Origin of the sequence: Thalassotalea fonticola (assembly GCF_032911225.1) — a bacterium.
GTDB lineage: Bacteria > Pseudomonadota > Gammaproteobacteria > Enterobacterales > Alteromonadaceae > Thalassotalea_A > Thalassotalea_A fonticola.
The window spans coordinates 714,475-735,457 of the sequence record NZ_CP136600.1; the positions used below are offsets into that span (position 1 = coordinate 714,475).

The following is a 20,983-nucleotide window of genomic DNA, read 5'->3' on the forward strand; positions in this document are numbered from 1 at the left end:
ATGAATTGTTTTTTAAAAAATGTTCCTGGCCATTGGCGGGTTGCCTTCGCTGTGATTGTTACCGCGATTATTATGACGGTGATTTATGATAACGGCTGGAAAATAGGGTTACCGTTAGCGTTGCGAAATTTATCTGGCCTGATTTTATTTGCTTGCATCATGTTTGGTGCGGGAGCTGCTTACGTGGGGGCACGTATTTACGGCAGTACTTATCGCCAAGCGATCAAAATTGGCTTAGTGGTACCCGTTATCTGGCATATCAAAGAAATGGTTGTTGCTATGGGGTTTTATGGCTTTAGTGCCGGACTTTATGCTGGTCTGCAAGGCCCGTACCTTTTCTATTATGGCATCATGTTTATGGTGATTGCGGTGTTTCATTTGGTGTATCACATAATACTTAAATGCCAGAAAAAACCATCCGATAAGCTGTTTAAATCTACTGCCTTGTTATTTCTCCCTATGCTTGTTTTAGGAGGACTTGAGGGAACTGTAATGGCCATCTTTGGTTTTGACTTATTTGTTTTTCAAGGTTTCCTGACCGGTTATCGCGCTTTCATCATGTAAGCCAATTCAATTGAGAACTAAGATAATGAAAATATTTAAAAAAATCGCAATAACGCTCATCGTTCTGGTTATTTTGGGCTGGGTTTTTAAAACACCGTTGCTGGCATTTATAAAGCCTCATGTTAATGAGTTTATGAAAGACTTTCCCGAATCAAAGCATAAAAGTGCTGAAGTTCAGGGAAGTTACGCACAAGTCGCTTGTCAAAATAGCCATGTAGATTTTGGCGAAACCGTGCGTAAAACCCAATCGCTTGACGGTCAATGGTTAGTCGAGCAAGGTGCACTTGATGACAATTCACCGGAAGTTTTTAATCACACCGCGCCAGTTCCGGGTTTATTAACGGAAGCAACGCCTCGTTTTAACTTAGTCGGTATGGAAAGTGATGAACGTGAGGCCTTTTGGTACAAAAAATCGTTCGCTGCGCCAAGCGAGCCAAGTGCGCTAGCTAATCTATGTTTACATAAAGCGAAGTACGGTACTAAAGTTTGGCTTAATGGCCAAATGCTAGGCGAACATTATGGCGCATTTAGTGTTTCAGAATACGACTTGTCGAAAGCTATTCGGTATGGCCAGAAAAATGAGTTAATCATCCGGGTTGGTGCAGAGCATAGCTCGGTGCCGGAATTCATTCCCGTAGGTGGTGATTTTGAAAAGTATGGCTGGTATCCGGGATTATGGGACAGTGTCAGTGTGGTTTATACCGGGAAATACTCTATTGTCCGCACGAAAGTTGATCCTAATATCGACCAAGGTTTGGCAAAAATCCATACCACTATACGCAATAACAGCAATACAGCAGTTGATTTAACGGTTAAACAACAGATTAATGAATGGCAAAGTGAACAGATAGCTTCAGAGCTTTTTCAACAATTGGTCACCATGGCGGCTAATGAAACGATAACTGTGACACAAGATGTTCGCTTATCAGATGTGAACTTATGGTCACCAGAGTCGCCATTTCTTTATACTGCGCATACCACTATTGAACAAGATGGCCAGGCATCTGATGACAGAGTATCGCGTTTTGGCATGAGAAAAGTTCAATGGCGCGGCGGCGATGGTATCGACAGCAAAAATAAAGGCTTTTATTTAAATAATAAAAAGTATTATTTGCGTGGTACTAATATCGCCCTACATCGCTTTTTTGAAGATCAAGATCGTAAACAACTTCCCTGGAATAAAACCTGGGTTAACAAGCTGTTAGCGGGGCAGAAAGACTTTCATTGGAATTCATTTCGTTTTCATGTCGGCCGCGCCCCTAATTTTTGGTACGACATTGCCGATGAACTCGGTTTTATCGTTACCGATGAATATCACCTTTTTGCACCTGTAAAACTGGGCTTACCAGGTATGCCAGAATCAAACAACTGGTCATTAACAGAGCTTGAAAAAGAGTTTACTGCCTGGGTTCAGGAAAATTGGAACCATGCTTCAATTGGCTGGTGGGATGCGTCTAATGAAAACCATAACCCCATTCCTTATCAAGTCGTGCCTTTGGTCCGTCATTTAGACGATACCCGTGTATGGGAATCTGGCAGTTATCGTGCCCCTGATCGACCAAATGATCCGTTAGAAGAACACCCGTACAAACTTAACGGCACCGGTTTTATGAACAGCAACGATAAAGAATATGGCTTAGCGGATTTAGATACATTTTCTCGTTTACCGCCAATGACCAAAGGTATCGTGTTTCGCACCTATGATGGTCCAGGGGCACGTAATCATCCATACATTAATAATGAGTATGGCTGGTTATGGTTAACGCGTGATGGCAGCGATCCGGTAACCATAGCGGAAGATGCTTACCGATTATTAACCAAAGGCACAGAGATCACAGCTGAGCAGCGCCGTGAGATATATGCCTATGTAGTTTCAGAGTTAACCGGTTACTGGCGTGCTCGCCGGGGTTATGCAGGTATTCAACATTTTCTATATTTAGGAAAATGTGCTGACAAAGACACCATTCCTGCGGATTGGGATATTAAAGAAGCCAGTGCAACGTGTGATAATTTTATCGACATTCCTAATTTGGTGATGGAGCCGCGCTGGGCACAGTGGGGGGCGCATGCCTTTGCACCAGTTACAGTTAACCTGGATATTTGGTCGGAAGACTTTTACCAAGCAGGCCAACAAGTTTCCGTGCCAGTAACCTTATTAAATGATACCTACCAAAATAGTGACGTTGTGGTGAAATTAGTGACCGCTGACGCAAATGGTAAGGTGTTAACGCAAGCTACCTCGGTTAATTTAACGCTAGCTTCGCTTGCTGACGAGCAGTTAACTATTGATTTAACAATGCCAGCAAAAATACCCTTTGTTGTTTACGCCTATTTAAGTATAGAAGGGCAGGAAAGCGTTGTTATCAGTCGCCGGAAAGTGGGTTTTGTGCATCCAGGTATTGATGTTCAATTACCTGTTGTTACTTCTTTTTTGACTAAAAATAACTAGAGTCTACTATGAAATTTTTAACCAAAACCTTGTTGAGTATTGCCAGTTCTGTCCTTGCGTTCTCTGCGCTGGCGAGCGAGCAAACTCAGCCGAATATTTTATTCGTTTTTGCCGATGACCATGCCACTCATTCCATTAGTGCATATGGTTCAAAAATTAATAACACACCGAATATTGATAGACTGGCGAATGAAGGCATGCTATTTCGCAGCGCCTTCGCCACGAATTCGATTTGTGGACCAAGCCGGGCGGTTATTCTAACCGGTAAGCATAGCCATAAAAATGGCTTTATGAACAACGAATGGGGCGGGGATTTTGATGGTTCACAGCAAACTTTTCCTAAACTTTTACAGCAGGCGGGTTATCAAACCTCTTTAATTGGTAAGTGGCATTTATATAGCAAGCCGACAGGGTTTGACCATTGGGAAATATTACCTGGACAAGGTCGTTATTATAACCCACGTTTTAAAAGTGAAACCGGCACGGTCGAAGTGGAAGGCTATACCACAGATGTGATCACAGACAGAGCACTGGACTGGTTAGATAAGCGCGATAAAAATAAACCGTTTATGTTGATGTACCAACATAAAGCGCCGCATCGTGAATGGGCACCAGGCCCTGATCATATCGATAAATATAAAGACATAGATATCCCTGAGCCTGCAACGCTTTTTGATGATCATCAAGACCGAGCTGCGTCACTGATCCCTGATTTGGAAATGTCGATTGCATCACATCTCACTACGCCAGATTTGAAGTTAAGCCCTCCGGGCTATTTAAATGAAAAGCAGCTGGCAAATTGGAATAGGGCTTATGCTGATGAAAATAAGGCTTATCGTGACAATACCCCGGAAGGGGATGCCCGCGTTAAATGGAAATATCAACGTTATATCAAAGATTATATCCGTTCGGTCGATTCCATTGATGACAACTTAGGTCGGGTATTAGCCTATTTAAAAGAAAATAACCTGGAGAAAAATACCATCGTCATTTACAGCTCAGATCAAGGCTTTTTCTTAGGTGATCATGGCTGGTTTGACAAGCGTTGGATGTATGAAGACTCAATTAACATGCCGCTCATTGTTAAATGGCCAGGCAAAATAAAACCGGGCAGTGAAAACAACGATTTGGTACAAAATTTGGATTTCGCCCAAACCTTTTTAGATATCGCCGGCGTTGAAGCGCCTGTTGATATGCAAGGGAAAAGCTTAGTGCCGCTGATGAGTGCCGACACGCAACACTCAGCTCAGTCGGAAGTCTTTAGAGATGCCATTTACTATCACTTTTATGAAAACCCTGGCTGGGCTTTCGTACCTCGTCATTATGGTGTACGTACTGATAAATATAAATTAATTCATTTTTATCAGTTAGGCACCTGGGAGTTTTATGACTTGGCAACAGATCCTGATGAACTGAATAACCTTATTGCGGACAGAGCACAGTCAGCAAAAATTACAAAATTGAAAAAACGTTTAGCTGGGTTACGTAAAGAGTATCAAGTACCACAACAAGATCCCGAGCCGACGCTATTAGAGCGGTTTAAATTTTGGCTGGTCCATAAAGGCTTGTCATCACAATTAGAGCCATAATCGCAACTCTACTTTAATTAGACTAACTTAAATCAAGAAACCTGATGTTGAATTTAACCCATTTAGCTCAGGTTTTTTTTATGGGTAACTATTTATCGTTGAAGTGCTTAGAACATAGCCTTACTTACATCATCGCTTTACTTAGTTGGTTTTCTTCAGGATGGTTTCAGGCTCTATTGATATTGTCATTATATCTTTTAATGGGTATCAATGTGTTTCGGAGTTTTAAACTGTGGTTGTTAACTACTCAATATTTCTAAAAGTATTATTAATTTTCGTCTGGCTTGGCTTGAACTCAGTGCACGCAAGCGAAATATCATCGAAAAATGCATCGCCAGCCAAACCCAATATCGTTTTAATCTTCGCCGATGATTTAGGCTACGGCGATATTAGCTCTTTTGGTGCTACCGATATTAACACCCCCAATATCGACCAAATAGGGCAGCAAGGTATTAAGTTTACTAACTTCTATTCTGCAGCCAATATTTGCACGCCTTCTCGTGCTTCCTTATTAACGGGTCGTTATTCAGTACGTATGGGCATTAATAGGGTATTTTCTGAAACTAGCATCGATGGTATGCCACAAAGTGAAATCACTATTGCGGAAATGCTTAGACCACAAGGTTACGCAACGGGCTTAGTTGGTAAGTGGCATTTGGGCCATAACGACAGGTTTATGCCCTGGAACCAGGGCTTTGATGAATTTTATGGGGTGCCATACAGTAATGATATGGGCAGTTTTCTTTGGTATGAAAATCAAGAAATACAACACCAAGAAATTGACCAGCAATATCTAACCAAACGTTATACTGACAAAGCTATCGATTTTATTGAGCGCCATCAACAGCAACCTTTTTTCCTCTATTTAGCTCATAACATGCCACATGTACCGCTTTATGCTTCTCCTGATTTTCAAGGTAGTAGTAATCGTGGTTTGTATGGTGATGTTGTACAAGAACTTGATTGGTCTGTTGGTGAAATTGTCAAAGCCTTAAAGACCAAAGGCTTATGGGAAAACACTTTAGTTATATTTACCAGTGATAATGGTCCCTGGTTAATGATGGGCGACAATGGCGGCTCGGCAGGTGATCTTCGAAATGGTAAAATGACCACCTTTGATGGTGGCCATCGTGTGCCTACCGTTGCTCATTGGCCACAAGGTATAAAGTCTCGCCAGTATGACGGTGTTGTATCTATGTTGGACTGGTTTCCAACCTTTGCCGAGCTTAGTGGTGCTGATTTACCTAGTGATCGGGTCATTGATGGAAATAGTATTAACTCATTACTGGCAGGTAAAGAGGTTAATAAACAAGGCTTATATGTCTATTTTGATAGTACTAATCACCATGTAGACGCCGTTAGACAAGGTAAGTGGAAGTTAAAATTGCAAAAGGGTTTAACTTTAAACCTTAACATCAAAATGTTCGCTAATATGGGCGCTTATACACATCCTCTCATGTTAATTGACTTATCAAAAGATCCGGCGGAAAGCGAGAATTTAGCAGAGCAGCACCCTGAAAAAGTAGCAGAACTAAAAGCATTGATTGCTCAGTACCAAGCAATTAAACCTGAACAACGCTGGCTGATTATGAAAGGCACACCTGATGATAAGAAGGGGTATGGCCCTTTTTATACGGTATTGGGTGTTATGTTTTTGCTCGCACTGCTTATCGCTATCGGCATGCTTTACGGTGCCTATAAATTAATTAGATATGGCTATCGTCGTATCAGTACAAAAAACAAAATTTTTCAAACTAGGTAAATTATTATGAATAAATGGCTAAAATATTCGGCGATTGCCGTCGCAGTTCCAGTTTCACTGGTGGCATTAGGAGTCGCGAAAACTTACTGGCTTGACACCATTTTGGCAAAAGCCGACATTGGCCCGGAAGCGCCAACACTGAATACCAGTGGCTTTAACTACCGTGATTTGAATAAAAATGGTGAGTTGGATGTGTATGAAGACAGCCGTCAGCCGATCTCTCGTCGTGTGGACGATCTTGTCGCTCAAATGAATATCGAAGAAAAAGCCGGCTTAATGTTTCAACCGCCAATGACCTTTGGCGACAATGCTGAAATTCTTGAAGATATGAACATGTCGATGGGCTATGGTACCTACGACATCATTAATTCACGGTTAATTAATCATTTCAATGTTATGGGCTCTGCGCCTGTTGCGTCAATGGCTCGTTGGCACAATGATGTACAAAAGCTAGCCGAGCAAACTCGTTTAGGCATTCCAATTACTTTTTCTACCGATCCTCGTCACAGTTTGCGCGATGGTAAAAATGCTACCTCGGTTCGAACTGAAGGGTTTTCATTATGGCCCGAGCCGATTGGCTTTGGTGCCATCGGGGATGAAAATGTGGCGGAAGAATTTGGCCGTATTGCCAACATTGAATATCGCGCCGTCGGTATTCGTTTAGCACTGCATCCCATGGCAGATTTGGCCACCGAGCCAAGATGGGCGCGCAGCGTTGGTACTTTTGGTGAAGAAGCCGAATTATCGTCTAAATTGGTGGCCGGTTATATTAAAGGTTTCCAAGGGGCCAATATTGGCAACTCCAGTGTATTAACCATGGTCAAACATTTTCCCGGTGGTGGACCACAGGCAAATGGCCTAGATGCCCATCAGTTTTATGGTGCCGATCAAGCCTATCCTGGTGATAACTTTGATTATCATTTAAAACCGTTTAAGGCGGCATTTGATGTAGGAGCCGCGCAAGTGATGCCATATTACGGCATCCCTAATGGCCAAACCTCAGAAGATGTAGCGATGTCATTTAACAAAGAAGTCATTACCGATATGTTACGTGGCGATTTTGGCTTTGAAGGTGTTGTTTGTACCGATTGGGGAATAATCACCGATAAAGGTGCTATGGGCTGGGTAGCAATGCGGGCTCGTGCCTGGGGCGTTGAAGGTTTATCTGAATCTGACCGCTTTAAAAAAGCACTTGATGCCGGTGTCGATCAATTTGGCGGTGAAGAATTACCAGGCTTTATTGTTGACCTGGTGGAGGACGGCGAAGTTTCTATCGGTCGTATTAATGCCTCGGTACGTCGTATATTAAAAGACAAATTCCGTTTAGGTTTGTTTGATAACCCTTATGTTGATGTTGCCCTGGCTGAAAAAATAGCCGGTACTGATGAGTTTATGAAAGCAGGCGCGTTGGCACAACGTAAGTCGCTGGTGCTGCTTAAAAATAAGCCTTTAGAAAATCAACAACAAGAACAAGGTTACACTCTGCCGTTGGCAAAAGGTGTCAAAGTATATCTTGAGGGGGTAGATGAAAATGTTGCCAGCCGTTATGCACAAGTAGTAACTAATTTAGCCGACGCTGATGTCGCTATACTGCGAGTGAAAGCGCCACATCGCGCGCCGAGAACTGACTTAAATATGGGCGAGAACATTATTGAAACTATCTTAAATCAGGGCGATCTTGATTTTAAAGGTGAAGAGCTGGCTCATATCAACGAGGTAATGGCGACAAAACCGACTATAGTATCGATATACCTTGAACGTCCGTCGGTTATCCCTGAAATTGCCAAACATGCAGTAGGGGTATTAGCCGAATTTGGTGCCACCGATGATGCTATTTTCGATGTATTATTTGGTGATTTTAATCCAACGGGTAAGTTACCTTTTGAGATGCCACGTTCGATGGCTGCGGTTGAAGCACAATTTGAAGACGTACCGTTTGATTCTGTTGACCCGTTATTTTCCTTTGGTCACGGATTATCGTATCAAGAGTAGTGTTTATTATTAGAGAGTAAATCTTTTTATAAATTCCAAAAAGGCTTCAATAATGAAGCCTTTCTTGTACATGGATTGTAAATACATAAGTTTTTGGCCACTGCAATAATGCAACACTCGATAACATATTCCCGTTGTAGGTTTAAAAATCCAAAGTAGTTACAAATGCTAAGTATTATTTAGTTTGTTTCACTGGCTATTTCTTTATTTAATAATATTTGAATCTCATTTATTGCTCTGCTTAGTTTTTTCATTTTTTTACACTAAGATTAGAAGATCATTCATATATAAAATGACCGGTTTATTGCAATGAAAAAGCTTTTAATCACTATATTAATTGTCATCAATATTACGTCTACTGCTCAGGGCGAACAACAAGGTAAGAACCTATTTCCCGGACAGATAGCACCTTTACTTGCCGGTATGGGAAGCCATGACTTTGCCATTTCCTCATCTGATGCGCAGGCAAATCAATTCTTTAATCAAGCCATTGCGCTTACCTATGGTTTTAATCACTTAGAAGCTGGACGCTCATTTAAGCAAGTATCTTTAATCGATCCTAATTCAGCGATTGCATATTGGGGGCAAGCATTGGTACTTGGTCCTAATATTAATGCTGCGATGGAGTCTTCAGCAGTGAAGCCTGCTTATGATGCAATTGTTAAAGCCAAGAGTCTTAAACAGTTTGCTTCGCAAAAAGAACAGCATTTAATTGACGCTCTTGCCACAAGGTACAGTAGCGATGAAACCCTATCTGGTAGAGCCGAACTAGACCATGCTTATGCGGTTGCTATGCAGGAGCTTGTTAAGATTTACCCTGATGATCCTAATATCAGAACAATGCTTGCCGAAGCATTAATGGTGATCCATGCATGGGACTATTGGCATGGTGATGGCAGGCCTAAAGAATGGACACCGAAAATACTTAAAGTACTGGAAACAGGTTTAGCAAAACATCCTCGCCATACTGGTTTAATCCATTATTATATTCATGCTGTGGAAGCTTCAAAGAGCCCAGAAAGGGCACTTGCTAGTGCCGATATTCTCGTTGACTTAGTGCCCGGTGCTGGCCACCTAGTCCATATGCCATCACATATTTATATAAGAACTGGTCGTTATCAAGATGGCGTTGAGGCGAATGAGAGAGCAATTGCCGTCGATAGTGAATACATTGCTCAATGCCGACAGCAGGGAATATATCCAGTAGCCTACGTGCCGCATAACCGCCATTTTCTTTGGGCCATGGCGACAATGCAGGGTAATAGTGAAAAGGCTATTATGGCCGCTGAGCATATGGCCCAGCACATAGATCAAACATTAATGAGAGAAACTGGCTATGGCACCCTTCAACATTATTGGATAACGCCAACTTATGCTTATGTTCGATTTGGCAAATGGGATAAAATTAAATCATTAGTACAGCCAAAAGCAGATCTAAAATATCCTTTAGGTGTTTGGCATTATGCCCAAGGCATTCGTTTCTTAGCTACAGGGCAATTAACCAAAGCAGAAAGTGAATTAAACAAACTTCGCAAAATAGCGAATGATGAAACACTTAAGGCCATAACTGTTTGGGAAATTAATGATGCTTTTAACGTTCTACAAATTGCAACTCTTGTTCTAGAAGGGGAGTTACTTGCTAAAGCTAATAATTATAATGACGCAATCGTTGTATTAAATAAGGCCGTAGAGCTCGAAGATAAGCTCAATTATAACGAGCCTTCAGACTGGCATTATCCCGTTCGACAAACGCTTGGCGCTATATTACTGACAAGTGGCAACTTTGCCAATGCAGCGCGAGTTTATCAACAGGATCTGGAAACGTTTCCGGAAAATGGTTGGTCTCTATATGGTTTATATCAGTCGCTGTTAAAACAAGGCAAAAAGTCAGAAGCTGAGCAAATTAAAATCCGCTTTGAGAAATCCTGGCAATGGGCTGACATATCAATAACCAGCTCAAGGGTGCTCTAAGCAAGTTGCTAATTGGCGAAATTGACCTATAAATAAAGTATTATTTCGCTAGGAGTTACCCTTATGTCTATTACAGCAATTCCTAATGGCTATCATTCTATAACACCATATTTGATTGTTAAAGATGGTAACGCTGCAATAAAGTATTATCAAACCGCCTTTTCTGCTGAGCTGCTTTTGCTGCTCAATACGCCCGATGGTGGCGTTGCGCATGCCGAAATTAAAATTGGCGATTCTCATATTATGATGGCCGAAGAGTATATGGATTTAGGCTTTGTCAGCCCTGAAACTCTAGGAGGTGCAGGGGTCAGTTTAATGCTGTACTTAGACGATGTAGATAAGGCATTTGCTCTGGCCATTGCTTCAGGGGGAGTGGAGCTAAAAGCAGTAGCTGATCAATTTTATGGTGACAGGGCTGGTACATTAAAGGATCCTTTTGGTCATATCTGGACATTAGGGACGCATATAGAAGATTTATCAGAGGATGAAATTAAGCAGCGGATGATGGCAGAGTTTTCTTAGTTACAAGCTTTAATTAAAATAAAAGTGATAATCAAACTTTATAATGAGTAGGCAGAGGGAATGGACATTGTTAGGAATATATTAGCAGTAGTGATTGGTTTAGTGCTAGGCAGCGCCGTGAACATGGCTATTGTTGTCTATGGCCCAGAGATCATCCCTCCACCGGTTGGAGTAGATGTCACCAATACCGAATCTATCCGCGAATCGATTCATTTATTTGAAGTTAAGCACTTTATAATGCCATTTTTAGCTCATGCAATAGGCACATTCGTTGGCGCATTGGTGGCCTATTGCATTGCGGTAAAACGTCAATTTATCGTTTCTTTTATTATAGGTTTTGTATTTTTAGCCGGTGGCATTTCAGCCTCTACTATGATCCCGGCTCCTGTATGGTTCATTGTCGTTGATTTAACTTTCGCTTATATTCCAATGGCCTGGGGCGGAGCATACTTAGCGGCAAGAATTCGAAACGTTGAAACGTGAGTGTTGACTATGGAAATTTCATTAAACCATACTATCGTTTATTGCCATGACATGATTGCCTCAGCAAGATTCTACGAGAAAATCTTTGGCTTTGAATTTTTAAAGGTATGGGAAAACTTTGCTGTTGTTAAAGTAAACAAAACCCTAAGCTTAGACTTTAGAGATAAAGGTACATTTACTGCTCAACATTATGCTTTTAAAGTATCAGAGCAGCAGTTTGATAAAATTCTAGCTCGAATACAACAAAACAACATTGCCTTTGGTCCAGGGCCAGAAAACACATCTGCGAATGAAATTAATCATCATTACGAAGGACGAGGCGTTTACTTTAAAGACCCAAACCAGCATTTACTGGAAATAATTACTACTGATTATATTCTCGATTAAGCAATAGAATTAAATCTTTTTTCTATTTCCGAGGGCATTCCACTGACCAAAAAAAATTGTATCGGTTTATTTTTCTAAATGCTCTACAAGATAGCTATAACTATTGCTATAATCCAAGGTTCATAAATTTCATATTAGCTTTAATTTTCAGAGGTTCACTAGATGTCGGAAGTTGAAAACCGTCCTAGCAATTTTATTCGTAATATCATTGACGCAGATTTAGATAGTGGTAAGCATACTGCTGTGCAAACACGTTTCCCGCCAGAGCCAAATGGTTACTTGCATATTGGTCATGCAAAATCTATTTGCCTTAACTTTGGTATTGCTCAAGATTATCAGGGTTTATGTAATTTGCGCTTTGATGATACCAATCCTGAAAAAGAAGATATTGATTATGTTAATTCAATTCAAGAAGATGTGAAATGGTTAGGTTTTGACTGGTCGGGTGATGTTCGTTATTCATCTAACTATTTTGATCAACTATATGCTTATGCGAAAGAATTAATTGAAAAAGGTTTGGCTTTTGTTTGTTTCTTAAATGCTGAAGAAATTCGTGAATACCGCGGTCCGTTAAACGCACCAGGTACAAACAGTCCTTACCGAGATACGTCTGTTGAAGAAAACTTAGCGTTATTCGAAAAAATGAAAAATGGCGAGTTTAAAGAAGGCGAATGTTCTTTAAGAGCAAAAATAGATATGGCTTCTAGCTTTATCTGTATGCGAGACCCGGTACTTTATCGCGTTAAGTTTGCCCATCATCATCAAACAGCTGACAAGTGGTGCATTTACCCAATGTACGATTTCACTCATTGTATTTCTGATGCAATTGAAGGTATAACTCATTCACTTTGTACTTTAGAGTTTCAAGACAATCGTCGCTTATATGATTGGGTTATTGAAAATATTTCTATCGAAATTGAACCTCATCAGTATGAGTTTTCTCGTTTGAACCTTGAGTATACGGTACTGAGTAAACGTAAGTTGAATCAACTAGTGAGTGAAAATTTAGTCAATGGTTGGGATGATCCTCGTATGCCTACCATCGCGGCTTATCGTCGTCGTGGCTATACGCCAGCATCTATGCGTGAGTTTGCTAAACGTATTGGCGTCACTAAAATGGAAAACACTGTCGAAATAAGTGTTTTAGAAGCATGTATTCGTGAAGATTTAAATGATAACGCGCCACGCGCAATGGCTGTGTTAGATCCAATTAAGTTAGTGATTGAAAATTACCCACAAGGGCAAGTAGAAGAATTAACGGTAAAGAATCACCCAAGTGATGAAGAACAAGGTACTCGAATTGTTCCATTTAGTCGTGAACTTTACATTGAAGCGGAAGATTTCCGTGAAGAAGCCAATAAGAAATATAAACGTTTAGTACTTGATAAAGCTGTTCGTTTACGTGGTGCTTATGTTATTACTGCGGTTCGTTGTGACAAAGACGAAGCGGGTAACGTAACTACAGTTTACTGTACCTATAATGCTGATACTTTAGGTAAAAATCCTACTGACGGAACTAAACCAAAAGGTGTTATTCATTGGGTTTCAGCTAACGAGTCTGTAGATGCGGAAATACGTTTGTATGATCGCTTGTTTACTGTGCCAAACCCTGGTGCTGAAGAAGACTTTCATACAGTGATGAACCCGGAGTCATTGGTGACTATTAAAAATGCTAAGGTTGAGCCGTCACTGGTGAATGCTAAACCTGAACAAGCATTTCAATTTGAGCGCCAAGGGTATTTTTGTTTAGATAACAAAGATGCGACAGCTGAACATTTAGTATTTAACCGCACCGTGGGTTTACGTGACACTTGGGCGAAGATAGCTAAGTAAAAATATTTAATTTGTGACATAAAAAATGCCTGCAATTGCAGGCATTTTTGTTTTTATACTTTAGCTACAAGAAGCTTAATTACTATGAGATTTTCTATACTCTTCACAAGCAATTTCATCTTCACACTCACCGTACAAATATAAGCTATGGTTGGTAAGTTTAATTTTGTTGTCTTTAGCAATATCCAATTGACGCTGCTCAATCAAATCATCTTCAAATTCAACTACTTTGCCACAATTTAAACATACCAGATGATCATGATGAGCTTTTTGAGTTAATTCAAAAACTGATTTTCCGCCTTCAAAATGATGACGAGTAACAATACCTGCATCATCAAATTGGTTTAATACCCGGTATACAGTTGCTAAACCAATTTCTTCATTATGATCTAATAAAATTTTAAACACATCTTCAGCACTGATATGCTGATTATCTGGCTGCTGCAAGATATCTAAAATTTTAACTCGAGGCAGGGTTACCTTTAGGCCAGCTCTTTTTAATTCTTCATTTTGGTCAGGCATTGATTGGTGCTTCTTTAAAACTAAGTTAAACAAATTATAGGGATTAACTTGAAAGGTTAAAAGCGCTAATTGATTATTATTTGCAATTAGCTAATAAAATTACTCAATAAGAATATTTTACCCGTTAGTATGAAATTATTCGGTCGCAATGTTTAGCAAAATAGTCGCTAGCCGATGACGCGCGAACAAGTTCACGCCAACCAGAAAGGGGGGATTGGTTGGTCTGAATTTATTCGGACGTTAGAATAAAAAAAGCTCTGCGATGCAGAGCTTTTTCGATTTTGAATTGAGACGCATTTTATTAGTCTAGTAATTCAGCTAAACACATTTCATCGTTTAATTGTTCAATCCAAGCATCAACACGCTGTTCGGTTAGTTCTGGTTGACGGTCTTCGTCTAATGCCAAACCAATAAAATTACTATCATCAACCAGGGCTTTAGAAGCTTCAAATTCATAACCATCAGTTGACCAGGCTCCAACCATAATCGCGCCTTTAGCTTCACAAATGTCACGAAGAGGGCACATTGCATCAACAAAGTACTCGGCATAGTCTTCTTGATCACCAAGACCAAAAATAGCAACAAGCTTGTCGTTAAAGTCTATTTCTTCTAATTCAGGTAAGAAATCATCCCAATCACATTGGTTTTCGCCATAGTACCAAGTTGGAATACCTAAAATGAGTAGATCAAATTCGGCGATATCTTCTTTCGTACTTTTTGCAATATCTTTAACATCAACGTTCTTTTTACCCAGTTTTTTCTGGATCATTTTGGCGACAGCTTCAGTGTTACCAGTGTCACTACCAAAAAAAAGTCCGACAGTTGCCATGTTTGTAAACCCTTAAATTCTATATATTGACCAATTACTTTGTTGAATTGGTATTGCTTGCTAATGCGTCAATTATCAGTGACTCAATCAGTTCACTGCGACTAACACCTTTATCTTTTGCTAATCCATCTAGCTGTTCAAACACTTCATGGTGTAGTTTAAATTCTACCCGTTTCAAGCCTTTGTTCTTATCTCTTTTGACCTGGTTTCGTTTGTTTATTTTAACTTGAACATTTCTTGGAAAAGGATTTGTTCTAGGTCTGCCAGGGCGTTTTTCATCAACAAATAAATCGATTGTTGTTAAATCTGTTACTTCTTTTGCCATAATTTTAGCCTATTCCGTTACTTTCCCAAATGATCTGGATCACACCTTTAGCGATAAATCCGGCACACCCTAAAAATAAAACCAAATATACAACCATTTTCCCTTTTTTCGGCACATCGTTTTTTTTCATTACATCATGAATTGACATACCGATGAAAAAGAATATGACGACAAAAAATAAGTTTAAACCAATTGTTTCTATAAGTTCTAAATGTTCGGAAAGCATTCGATACTCGTTACTGTTCAATATGCAGGTTTCAGAGTGCTTGAGCGATGCCAATACAAGGCGCAGTTATGTAGTAATGGTTATCCCTTACAAATAGCTGCAACGAAGTAGTGGGATTGCTCAAGCACTTCTTCGATGGGTTTAAAAGCAATTTATGCCGCGTTATTAAATTGAACAATGGAACAACCATTCTATAAATTCAATGCCTTGCCTAAATTGCTTTTAACTCCCACTGAAATCCCGTACTTTGAATAGTGACGGGTATAGACCCTAAAATTTAAGGGCGCACTATAGCATAAACCCTAAAGGGTATGCACCAAAAAAACATGGTTTTTAAGCTTGTTTTTAAACATCAATTTAAAAACAAACAACTGATTGTATTTCAATATATTAAGTGTTTAAAAAATCACTAACAATTTTATTGAACGCAACTGTTTTGTCTGCGTGTAGCCAATGACCAGCACCTTGAATGATTTTTGCTTTTGCATTAGGAAATAATGCCGAGACTATTGATTGATGCTCACTGGTTATGTAATTTGAATTCGCTCCTTTAATGAATAAAGTAGGGCCATTGAATTGTTGCTCTAAAGGAAAACCCTGAGCTATTGAATTGTAGTCATTGGCAATGTCAGTAATGTTGGCTCGCCAGGCGAACCCAGAATCAGTTTTTACTAGATTTTTTAATAAAAACTGTCTTACTCCTGCTTCTTTTACATAACCGGATAATTGCTTGTCGGCATCTTGTCTATTGTTAATTTCGCTGACATTGATACTTAATAAACCAGCAATAATTTCATTGTGATGAGGTGGGTATTCAACTGGAGCTATATCAGCCACTATTAACTTATTTATTCTTTCTGGTTTTGAAAGCGCACATTGCATGGCTATTTTACCACCCATAGAATGACCTAAAATATCACAAGATTTAATGTTCAAATAATCAAGCAATTCATATACGTCATTACTCATTTCATCATAACTCATCGACTTATGATGAAATGAACTGCCATGATTACGTACATCAACACTAATCACTTTAAAACTATCCGCTAAAACCTTGGCAACCATATTTAAATTTTCAAGGCTACCAAACAGCCCATGAATTAACACTAATGGTTTACCTTCTCCTTTTATTACGTAGTTTAATAATGGTGATTGTGCAGGCATATTAGTTGTTTTATTTGTATTCATAGCTGTATTTTTTCGATTTGTTACACTTATATTTACTATTTTACTGGGGTTACTTGCTGCTCTTCAATAGATTTGTTTATTAAAGTAAATATTTCTCAAAAAAATAATAAAACAATCATAAACAGGGTAGAGACTTATCAATAACATAAGTATACTTTAGCTTTCTAAAAATAAGATCATTGGAAAGTAAATGAAAACCATCGATATTGATGACGAACTTTATCAATACATTGCCAGTAATACTAAATTTATTGGTGAGAGTGCCTCCGACATTTTAAGACGTTTGTTAAGCTTTGATGAGCTGGTTGCTAATAGCAAATTAGCAATTAAAAAAGATGTTCAACCTGCTAACGATGTCAAAACAAAAAAATCAAAACCAGCAGTTGAAAATGTTAAATTAGCTGAAACAAAAACTAAATCAGTTGAAAAAACACCGGCGGCTAAACCTGAAAAAATTGCAGCAGGGCAAAACATTTTTGACCTTATTAATAAAGAAGAGCTTGCTACTCAAAAAGGTGCAGTTGGACGATTTTTATTAATTTTAAGTAATATGCATCGTGTACATTCTCAGCAGTTTGATTCTGTTCTTGATATTCAAGGCCGAGACCGTTTGTATTTTGCTAACGCCGAACTAGATTTATTAGAAGCAGGCAGCAGCACTAAACCGAAGCAAATACCAAATTCAGAGTTTTGGGTGATCACCAACTCAAATACCACTAGAAAGAAGCGTATGTTGACTGATGTCGCGAATGTATTAGGTTACAGTAAGACTGACGCTGAGAGAATTAGAGATTTACTCTAATTCTTTGTTTGCCAGCAACGCAAACTAGCTATTTTTCCAAGTAATTTATTGAAGGACTATTGATGAGCATTCATCCTCATGCCGGTAAACCCGCAAGACCAGAAGACCGAATTAACATTGGCCGATTAACCAGCGATTATTTTTTCCTAAAACCTGATGTAAGTGTTCCTGCACAGCAAGTCAGCTTTGGTACTTCAGGCCATCGAGGCTCAGCAGCTAAAACTAGTTTCAATGAAAATCATATATTAGCAATTACACAAGCCGTAGCTGAGTACAGAACACAGCATCAGTTTCAGGGGCCATTATACTTAGGTAAAGATACTCACGCTTTATCAGAGCCTGCTTTTGCTAATGCAATATGTGTATTAGTCGCAAATGGCGTGCCTGTTGTTATCCAAGAAGATGAAGGCTTCACCCCAACGCCTGTGATCTCTAGATTGATTATTGCTCATAATGCTAATAACGATGGCCAAGCTGATGGTTTAATTATTACACCATCACATAACCCTCCAAGCGATGGCGGCATTAAGTACAACCCTCCGCACGGTGGTCCGGCGGAAGGTGAAATAACTAAACTTATTGAACAGCGTGCTAATGAAATATTAGCCAACGATTTAAGCGACGTTAAACAGGTTAGCTTATCAACTGCGATGAATTCTGAATTATTAACTAAATCAGATTTTATCAACTTTTATGTCGATGAGCTTGCCAAAGTTATCGATATGAAGGCGATTAAAGATGCTGGCATTAAAATTGGCGTTGATCCATTAGGTGGCTCCGGTATTGATTACTGGCCAGTAATTGCGCAAAAATATGGTCTTAACATCGATGTTGTCAATCCTGTAGTAGATGCTAGTTTTGGATTTATGTCGCTTGATAAAGATGGAAAAATCCGTATGGATTGTTCTTCGCCATATGCTATGGCTGGTCTTATTGCGATGAAAGATGATTATGATGTGAGTGTTGGCAATGATCCTGACTTTGACCGTCATGGCATAGTGACCAAGTCTGGTGGATTGATGAATCCAAATCATTACCTTGCGGTTGCTATCAACTATTTACTCACCCATCGTAATTGGCCTGAAACTGCCAAAATTGGTAAAACGCTAGTTTCAAGTTCAATAATTGACCGATTAGCCCAAAAACTTGATAGACCACTGTCAGAAACACCTGTTGGCTTTAAATGGTTTGTTGATGGATTGAAAGACGCTAGTTATGCGTTTGGCGGTGAAGAAAGTGCTGGGGCTTCATTTTTATCTTTAGATGGCAGCTGTTGGACGACTGATAAAGACGGTTTTATTATGTGCTTACTGGCAGCAGAAATTATCGCGGTAACCGGTAAAGACCCATATCAATGGTATCAATTTTTAGCGCAAGAATTAGGTGAACCGTATTATGGACGGGTGGAAGCAGTTGCTACAACCGAACAGAAAAAGGTTTTAACATCTTTATCTAAAGGTGATATTAGCCAAGATGCGTTAGCTGGTGAAGAAATAACTGCTGTACTTAGTCACGCACCTGGTAATGGAGCCGCAATTGGTGGGGTAAAAGTTGTTACTAATAATGGCTGGTTTGCTGCTCGTCCATCAGGCACCGAAGAAATCTATAAGATATATGCTGAGAGTTTTATCAGCAAAGATCACTTACAGACTATTATCAATGAAGCACAAGTATTAGTAAGTGCGGCGTTTAAGAATGCCGGGCTTTAAGCCTCTTTTAACACCTTAACCAACTCTAGGACATTCTAAGTTAACTCATGAAAGAGTTAACTTAGAATAACCATAGTCCGTTCCTGCAAATCCTCGACAATTTTTCTTCGATAACGGTTTATACGATATTCTAGCAATATAGAGCCATATATTAATGCATAGCTCAATGCTCAACATTCATGTTGAAAGTTAAATTAAACTGTAAATTCTTCTATTTCAGCTGCATTAACGGTTTTACTATGTGAAATGTGTATTAGTTTAAATGACTTTCTTCTATATTTTAAGACGTTTTTATTGTAAAAAATATTAATTAATTATATGTAATAGTAAGTAAAAACAGTGAGTTATAAAATGTTATCTACTAAGAAAACTGGTTTGGAGACTTTTAGGAGCTTTAGCATTAATACTTATGATTTTTTTTATTTCCAATACGCGATTATTGTCGTTCTTTAAGTTATAATTTTCGACCAAATTATGAATAATTATTCTCATGTTTATATTTAGTGTGGGGAATTGGAATAAATAAAAAAGGTAGTAAAAGCTATGTTTACACAATTAAAGCAATTACCCGCAGATCCTATATTAGGTTTGTCGGTAAAATTTAAAGCTGATAGTAATGCAAATAAAATTGATCTTGGCGCTGGTATTTATAAAGATGAAACTGGACATACACCAGTTTTAGCCTGTGTAAAAGCTGCCGAACAATTTCGTGTTGATAAAGAACCTAGCAAGGCTTATTTAGGCTCAGCGGGCTCTGCAGTATTTAATGAAAAAATGACCGCGCTGATTTTAGGTGAGCACAAGGTTATTGCTGAAAACCGTATTCGTACTGTATCTACCCCAGGTGGCACGGGCGCGTTGCGCGTTGCCGGTGAATTTATTAAAACCTGTACCCCTGGCGCCACCATTTGGGTAAGTAACCCTACATGGGCGAATCATCAAGGTGTGTTCACTGCGGCAGGCTTGAATGTAAAAACGTACCCTTACTACGACTATGAAAATAACTGTTTAGACTTTGAAGGTATGCTTGCAGCGTTAAAGCAAGTACCTAAAGGCGATGCGGTGTTGCTGCATGCTTGTTGTCATAACCCAAGTGGTATGGATTTAAGTAAAGAGCAATGGCAGCAAGTTGCTGATGTTGCTAAACAAGTTGGTTTTATGCCGGTTGTTGATATGGCTTATCAAGGTTTTGGACAAGACTTAGATGCCGATGCTTATGGCCTTAGATTAATGGCAGATACTGTTGAACAAATGATTATCTGTAGTTCATGTTCTAAAAACTTTGGTTTATACCGTGAACGTATTGGTGCATGCTCGGTTATAGGTCAAAGCGCTATTTCTGCCGATATTATTAGTTCAGTGCTATTGTCTGTGGTACGTGTTCTTTACTCTATGCCGCCGGCTCATGGTGCTGCTATTGTTGAAACCATTTTAAGCTCTACCGAATTAACCAACCAATGGCATGGTGAATTAAAAGAAATGCGAGATCGTATAAACGGCATGCGTCAATTATTGGTTGATAAATTAGCGAGTAATGGCGTGACACGTGACTTTAGTTTTATCACCAGTCAAAATGGTATGTTCTCATTTTTAGGTATAGATAAAGCGCAAGTACAGCAGTTACAAGATAAATATAGCATTTATATTGTCGGCTCTAGCCGCATCAGTCTTGCCGGTATTTCATCTGATAATGTTGATTACTTAACGAAATCTATCGCGAAAATACTGTAGTGAGTTAAACCACAGTATTATTGAGAAGGCCCGCAGTTATTGATAACTGCGGGCTTTTTAAATTCAGGGAAGAATTTACTTAGAATTACCATGGAC

Annotated in this window: 18 protein-coding genes; 13 read left to right on the top strand and 5 right to left on the bottom strand. The window is 39.3% G+C overall.

The window, feature by feature from the left end:
• The 10 genes from RI844_RS02885 to glnS all read left to right on the top strand — a co-directional run bounded on the left by RI844_RS02885 (position 1) and on the right by glnS (position 13,552).
• Positions 1-564 (top strand): hypothetical protein, encoded by a 564-nt coding sequence (locus RI844_RS02885; protein ID WP_348396970.1) that lies wholly within the window; start codon positions 1-3, stop codon positions 562-564.
• A gap of 25 nt (positions 565-589) precedes the next feature.
• Positions 590-3,013 carry a glycoside hydrolase family 2 protein gene (locus tag RI844_RS02890; protein ID WP_348396971.1) on the top strand — a complete coding sequence of 808 codons (2,424 nt, stop codon included), beginning with the start codon at positions 590-592 and terminating at the stop codon, positions 3,011-3,013.
• Between the two features lie 8 nt (positions 3,014-3,021).
• Positions 3,022-4,602, top strand: coding sequence for a sulfatase family protein (locus RI844_RS02895; RefSeq protein WP_348396972.1), 1,581 nt, complete (start codon positions 3,022-3,024; stop codon positions 4,600-4,602).
• A 232-nt stretch (positions 4,603-4,834) separates the two neighbouring features.
• Entirely contained in the window at positions 4,835-6,364 is a 1,530-nt protein-coding gene (locus tag RI844_RS02900) for a sulfatase family protein (RefSeq protein ID WP_348396973.1), read from the top strand.
• Positions 6,365-6,370: 6 nt separating this feature from the next.
• The gene (locus tag RI844_RS02905; protein WP_348396974.1) at positions 6,371-8,356 is read left to right on the top strand and encodes a glycoside hydrolase family 3 protein; all 1,986 of its coding nucleotides are present in this window, start codon (positions 6,371-6,373) and stop codon (positions 8,354-8,356) included.
• A 309-nt stretch (positions 8,357-8,665) separates the two neighbouring features.
• On the top strand, positions 8,666-10,327 hold the full coding sequence (locus tag RI844_RS02910) for a tetratricopeptide repeat protein (protein ID WP_348396975.1): 1,662 nt from the start codon (positions 8,666-8,668) through the stop codon (positions 10,325-10,327).
• A gap of 63 nt (positions 10,328-10,390) precedes the next feature.
• Entirely contained in the window at positions 10,391-10,849 is a 459-nt protein-coding gene (locus tag RI844_RS02915; RefSeq protein WP_348396976.1) for a VOC family protein, read from the top strand.
• A 60-nt stretch (positions 10,850-10,909) separates the two neighbouring features.
• Positions 10,910-11,332 carry a hypothetical protein gene (locus RI844_RS02920; protein WP_348396977.1) on the top strand — a complete coding sequence of 141 codons (423 nt, stop codon included), beginning with the start codon at positions 10,910-10,912 and terminating at the stop codon, positions 11,330-11,332.
• 9 nt (positions 11,333-11,341) lie between these two features.
• The gene (locus RI844_RS02925; RefSeq protein WP_348396978.1) at positions 11,342-11,719 is read left to right on the top strand and encodes a VOC family protein; all 378 of its coding nucleotides are present in this window, start codon (positions 11,342-11,344) and stop codon (positions 11,717-11,719) included.
• Positions 11,720-11,881: 162 nt separating this feature from the next.
• On the top strand, positions 11,882-13,552 hold the full coding sequence (glnS, locus tag RI844_RS02930; protein WP_348396979.1) for a glutamine--tRNA ligase: 1,671 nt from the start codon (positions 11,882-11,884) through the stop codon (positions 13,550-13,552).
• Positions 13,553-13,627: 75 nt separating this feature from the next.
• On the opposite strand, the gene fur is transcribed toward glnS, so the two are convergent.
• From fur to RI844_RS02955, 5 genes are all read right to left on the bottom strand, one after another.
• Positions 13,628-14,074 (bottom strand): ferric iron uptake transcriptional regulator, encoded by a 447-nt coding sequence (gene fur, locus RI844_RS02935; RefSeq protein WP_348396980.1) that lies wholly within the window; start codon positions 14,072-14,074, stop codon positions 13,628-13,630.
• Positions 14,075-14,375: 301 nt separating this feature from the next.
• A complete protein-coding gene (gene fldA, locus RI844_RS02940) occupies positions 14,376-14,903 on the bottom strand; it encodes a flavodoxin FldA (RefSeq protein WP_348396981.1) in 528 nt (175 codons plus the stop codon).
• Between the two features lie 34 nt (positions 14,904-14,937).
• Positions 14,938-15,228: a LexA regulated protein gene (gene ybfE / locus RI844_RS02945; RefSeq protein ID WP_348396982.1), complete on the bottom strand. Its 291-nt coding sequence runs from the start codon at positions 15,226-15,228 to the stop codon at positions 14,938-14,940.
• Between the two features lie 4 nt (positions 15,229-15,232).
• Positions 15,233-15,454: a DUF2788 domain-containing protein gene (locus RI844_RS02950; protein ID WP_348396983.1), complete on the bottom strand. Its 222-nt coding sequence runs from the start codon at positions 15,452-15,454 to the stop codon at positions 15,233-15,235.
• Positions 15,455-15,844: 390 nt separating this feature from the next.
• Positions 15,845-16,645: an alpha/beta fold hydrolase gene (locus RI844_RS02955; RefSeq protein WP_348396984.1), complete on the bottom strand. Its 801-nt coding sequence runs from the start codon at positions 16,643-16,645 to the stop codon at positions 15,845-15,847.
• Positions 16,646-16,835: 190 nt separating this feature from the next.
• On the opposite strand from RI844_RS02955, the gene seqA reads away from it, so the two are divergent.
• The 3 genes from seqA to RI844_RS02970 all read left to right on the top strand — a co-directional run bounded on the left by seqA (position 16,836) and on the right by RI844_RS02970 (position 20,887).
• Complete coding sequence (gene seqA, locus RI844_RS02960) at positions 16,836-17,447, top strand: replication initiation negative regulator SeqA (RefSeq protein ID WP_348396985.1); 612 nt, start codon at positions 16,836-16,838, stop codon at positions 17,445-17,447.
• Positions 17,448-17,509: 62 nt separating this feature from the next.
• Positions 17,510-19,156 (top strand): phosphoglucomutase (alpha-D-glucose-1,6-bisphosphate-dependent), encoded by a 1,647-nt coding sequence (gene pgm / locus RI844_RS02965; RefSeq protein WP_348396986.1) that lies wholly within the window; start codon positions 17,510-17,512, stop codon positions 19,154-19,156.
• Positions 19,157-19,699: 543 nt separating this feature from the next.
• The gene (locus tag RI844_RS02970; RefSeq protein ID WP_348396987.1) at positions 19,700-20,887 is read left to right on the top strand and encodes an amino acid aminotransferase; all 1,188 of its coding nucleotides are present in this window, start codon (positions 19,700-19,702) and stop codon (positions 20,885-20,887) included.
• The last annotated feature ends 96 nt before the right edge of the window (positions 20,888-20,983 follow it).

Bases quoted from the DNA above. Each gene is read 5' to 3' on its own strand.
- RI844_RS02950 (WP_348396983.1), bottom strand. From the start codon at position 15,454: ATGCTTTCCGAACATTTAGAACTTATAGAAACAATTGGTTTAAACTTA.
- RI844_RS02910 (WP_348396975.1), top strand. From the start codon at position 8,666: ATGAAAAAGCTTTTAATCACTATATTAATTGTCATCAATATTACGTCT.
- ybfE (WP_348396982.1), bottom strand. From the start codon at position 15,228: ATGGCAAAAGAAGTAACAGATTTAACAACAATCGATTTATTTGTTGAT.
- RI844_RS02955 (WP_348396984.1), bottom strand. From the start codon at position 16,645: ATGAATACAAATAAAACAACTAATATGCCTGCACAATCACCATTATTA.
- seqA (WP_348396985.1), top strand. From the start codon at position 16,836: ATGAAAACCATCGATATTGATGACGAACTTTATCAATACATTGCCAGT.
- RI844_RS02915 (WP_348396976.1), top strand. From the start codon at position 10,391: ATGTCTATTACAGCAATTCCTAATGGCTATCATTCTATAACACCATAT.
- fur (WP_348396980.1), bottom strand. From the start codon at position 14,074: ATGCCTGACCAAAATGAAGAATTAAAAAGAGCTGGCCTAAAGGTAACC.
- RI844_RS02895 (WP_348396972.1), top strand. From the start codon at position 3,022: ATGAAATTTTTAACCAAAACCTTGTTGAGTATTGCCAGTTCTGTCCTT.
- fldA (WP_348396981.1), bottom strand. From the start codon at position 14,903: ATGGCAACTGTCGGACTTTTTTTTGGTAGTGACACTGGTAACACTGAA.
- pgm (WP_348396986.1), top strand. From the start codon at position 17,510: ATGAGCATTCATCCTCATGCCGGTAAACCCGCAAGACCAGAAGACCGA.
- glnS (WP_348396979.1), top strand. From the start codon at position 11,882: ATGTCGGAAGTTGAAAACCGTCCTAGCAATTTTATTCGTAATATCATT.
- RI844_RS02905 (WP_348396974.1), top strand. From the start codon at position 6,371: ATGAATAAATGGCTAAAATATTCGGCGATTGCCGTCGCAGTTCCAGTT.
- RI844_RS02885 (WP_348396970.1), top strand. From the start codon at position 1: ATGAATTGTTTTTTAAAAAATGTTCCTGGCCATTGGCGGGTTGCCTTC.
- RI844_RS02925 (WP_348396978.1), top strand. From the start codon at position 11,342: ATGGAAATTTCATTAAACCATACTATCGTTTATTGCCATGACATGATT.
- RI844_RS02970 (WP_348396987.1), top strand. From the start codon at position 19,700: ATGTTTACACAATTAAAGCAATTACCCGCAGATCCTATATTAGGTTTG.
- RI844_RS02920 (WP_348396977.1), top strand. From the start codon at position 10,910: ATGGACATTGTTAGGAATATATTAGCAGTAGTGATTGGTTTAGTGCTA.
- RI844_RS02890 (WP_348396971.1), top strand. From the start codon at position 590: ATGAAAATATTTAAAAAAATCGCAATAACGCTCATCGTTCTGGTTATT.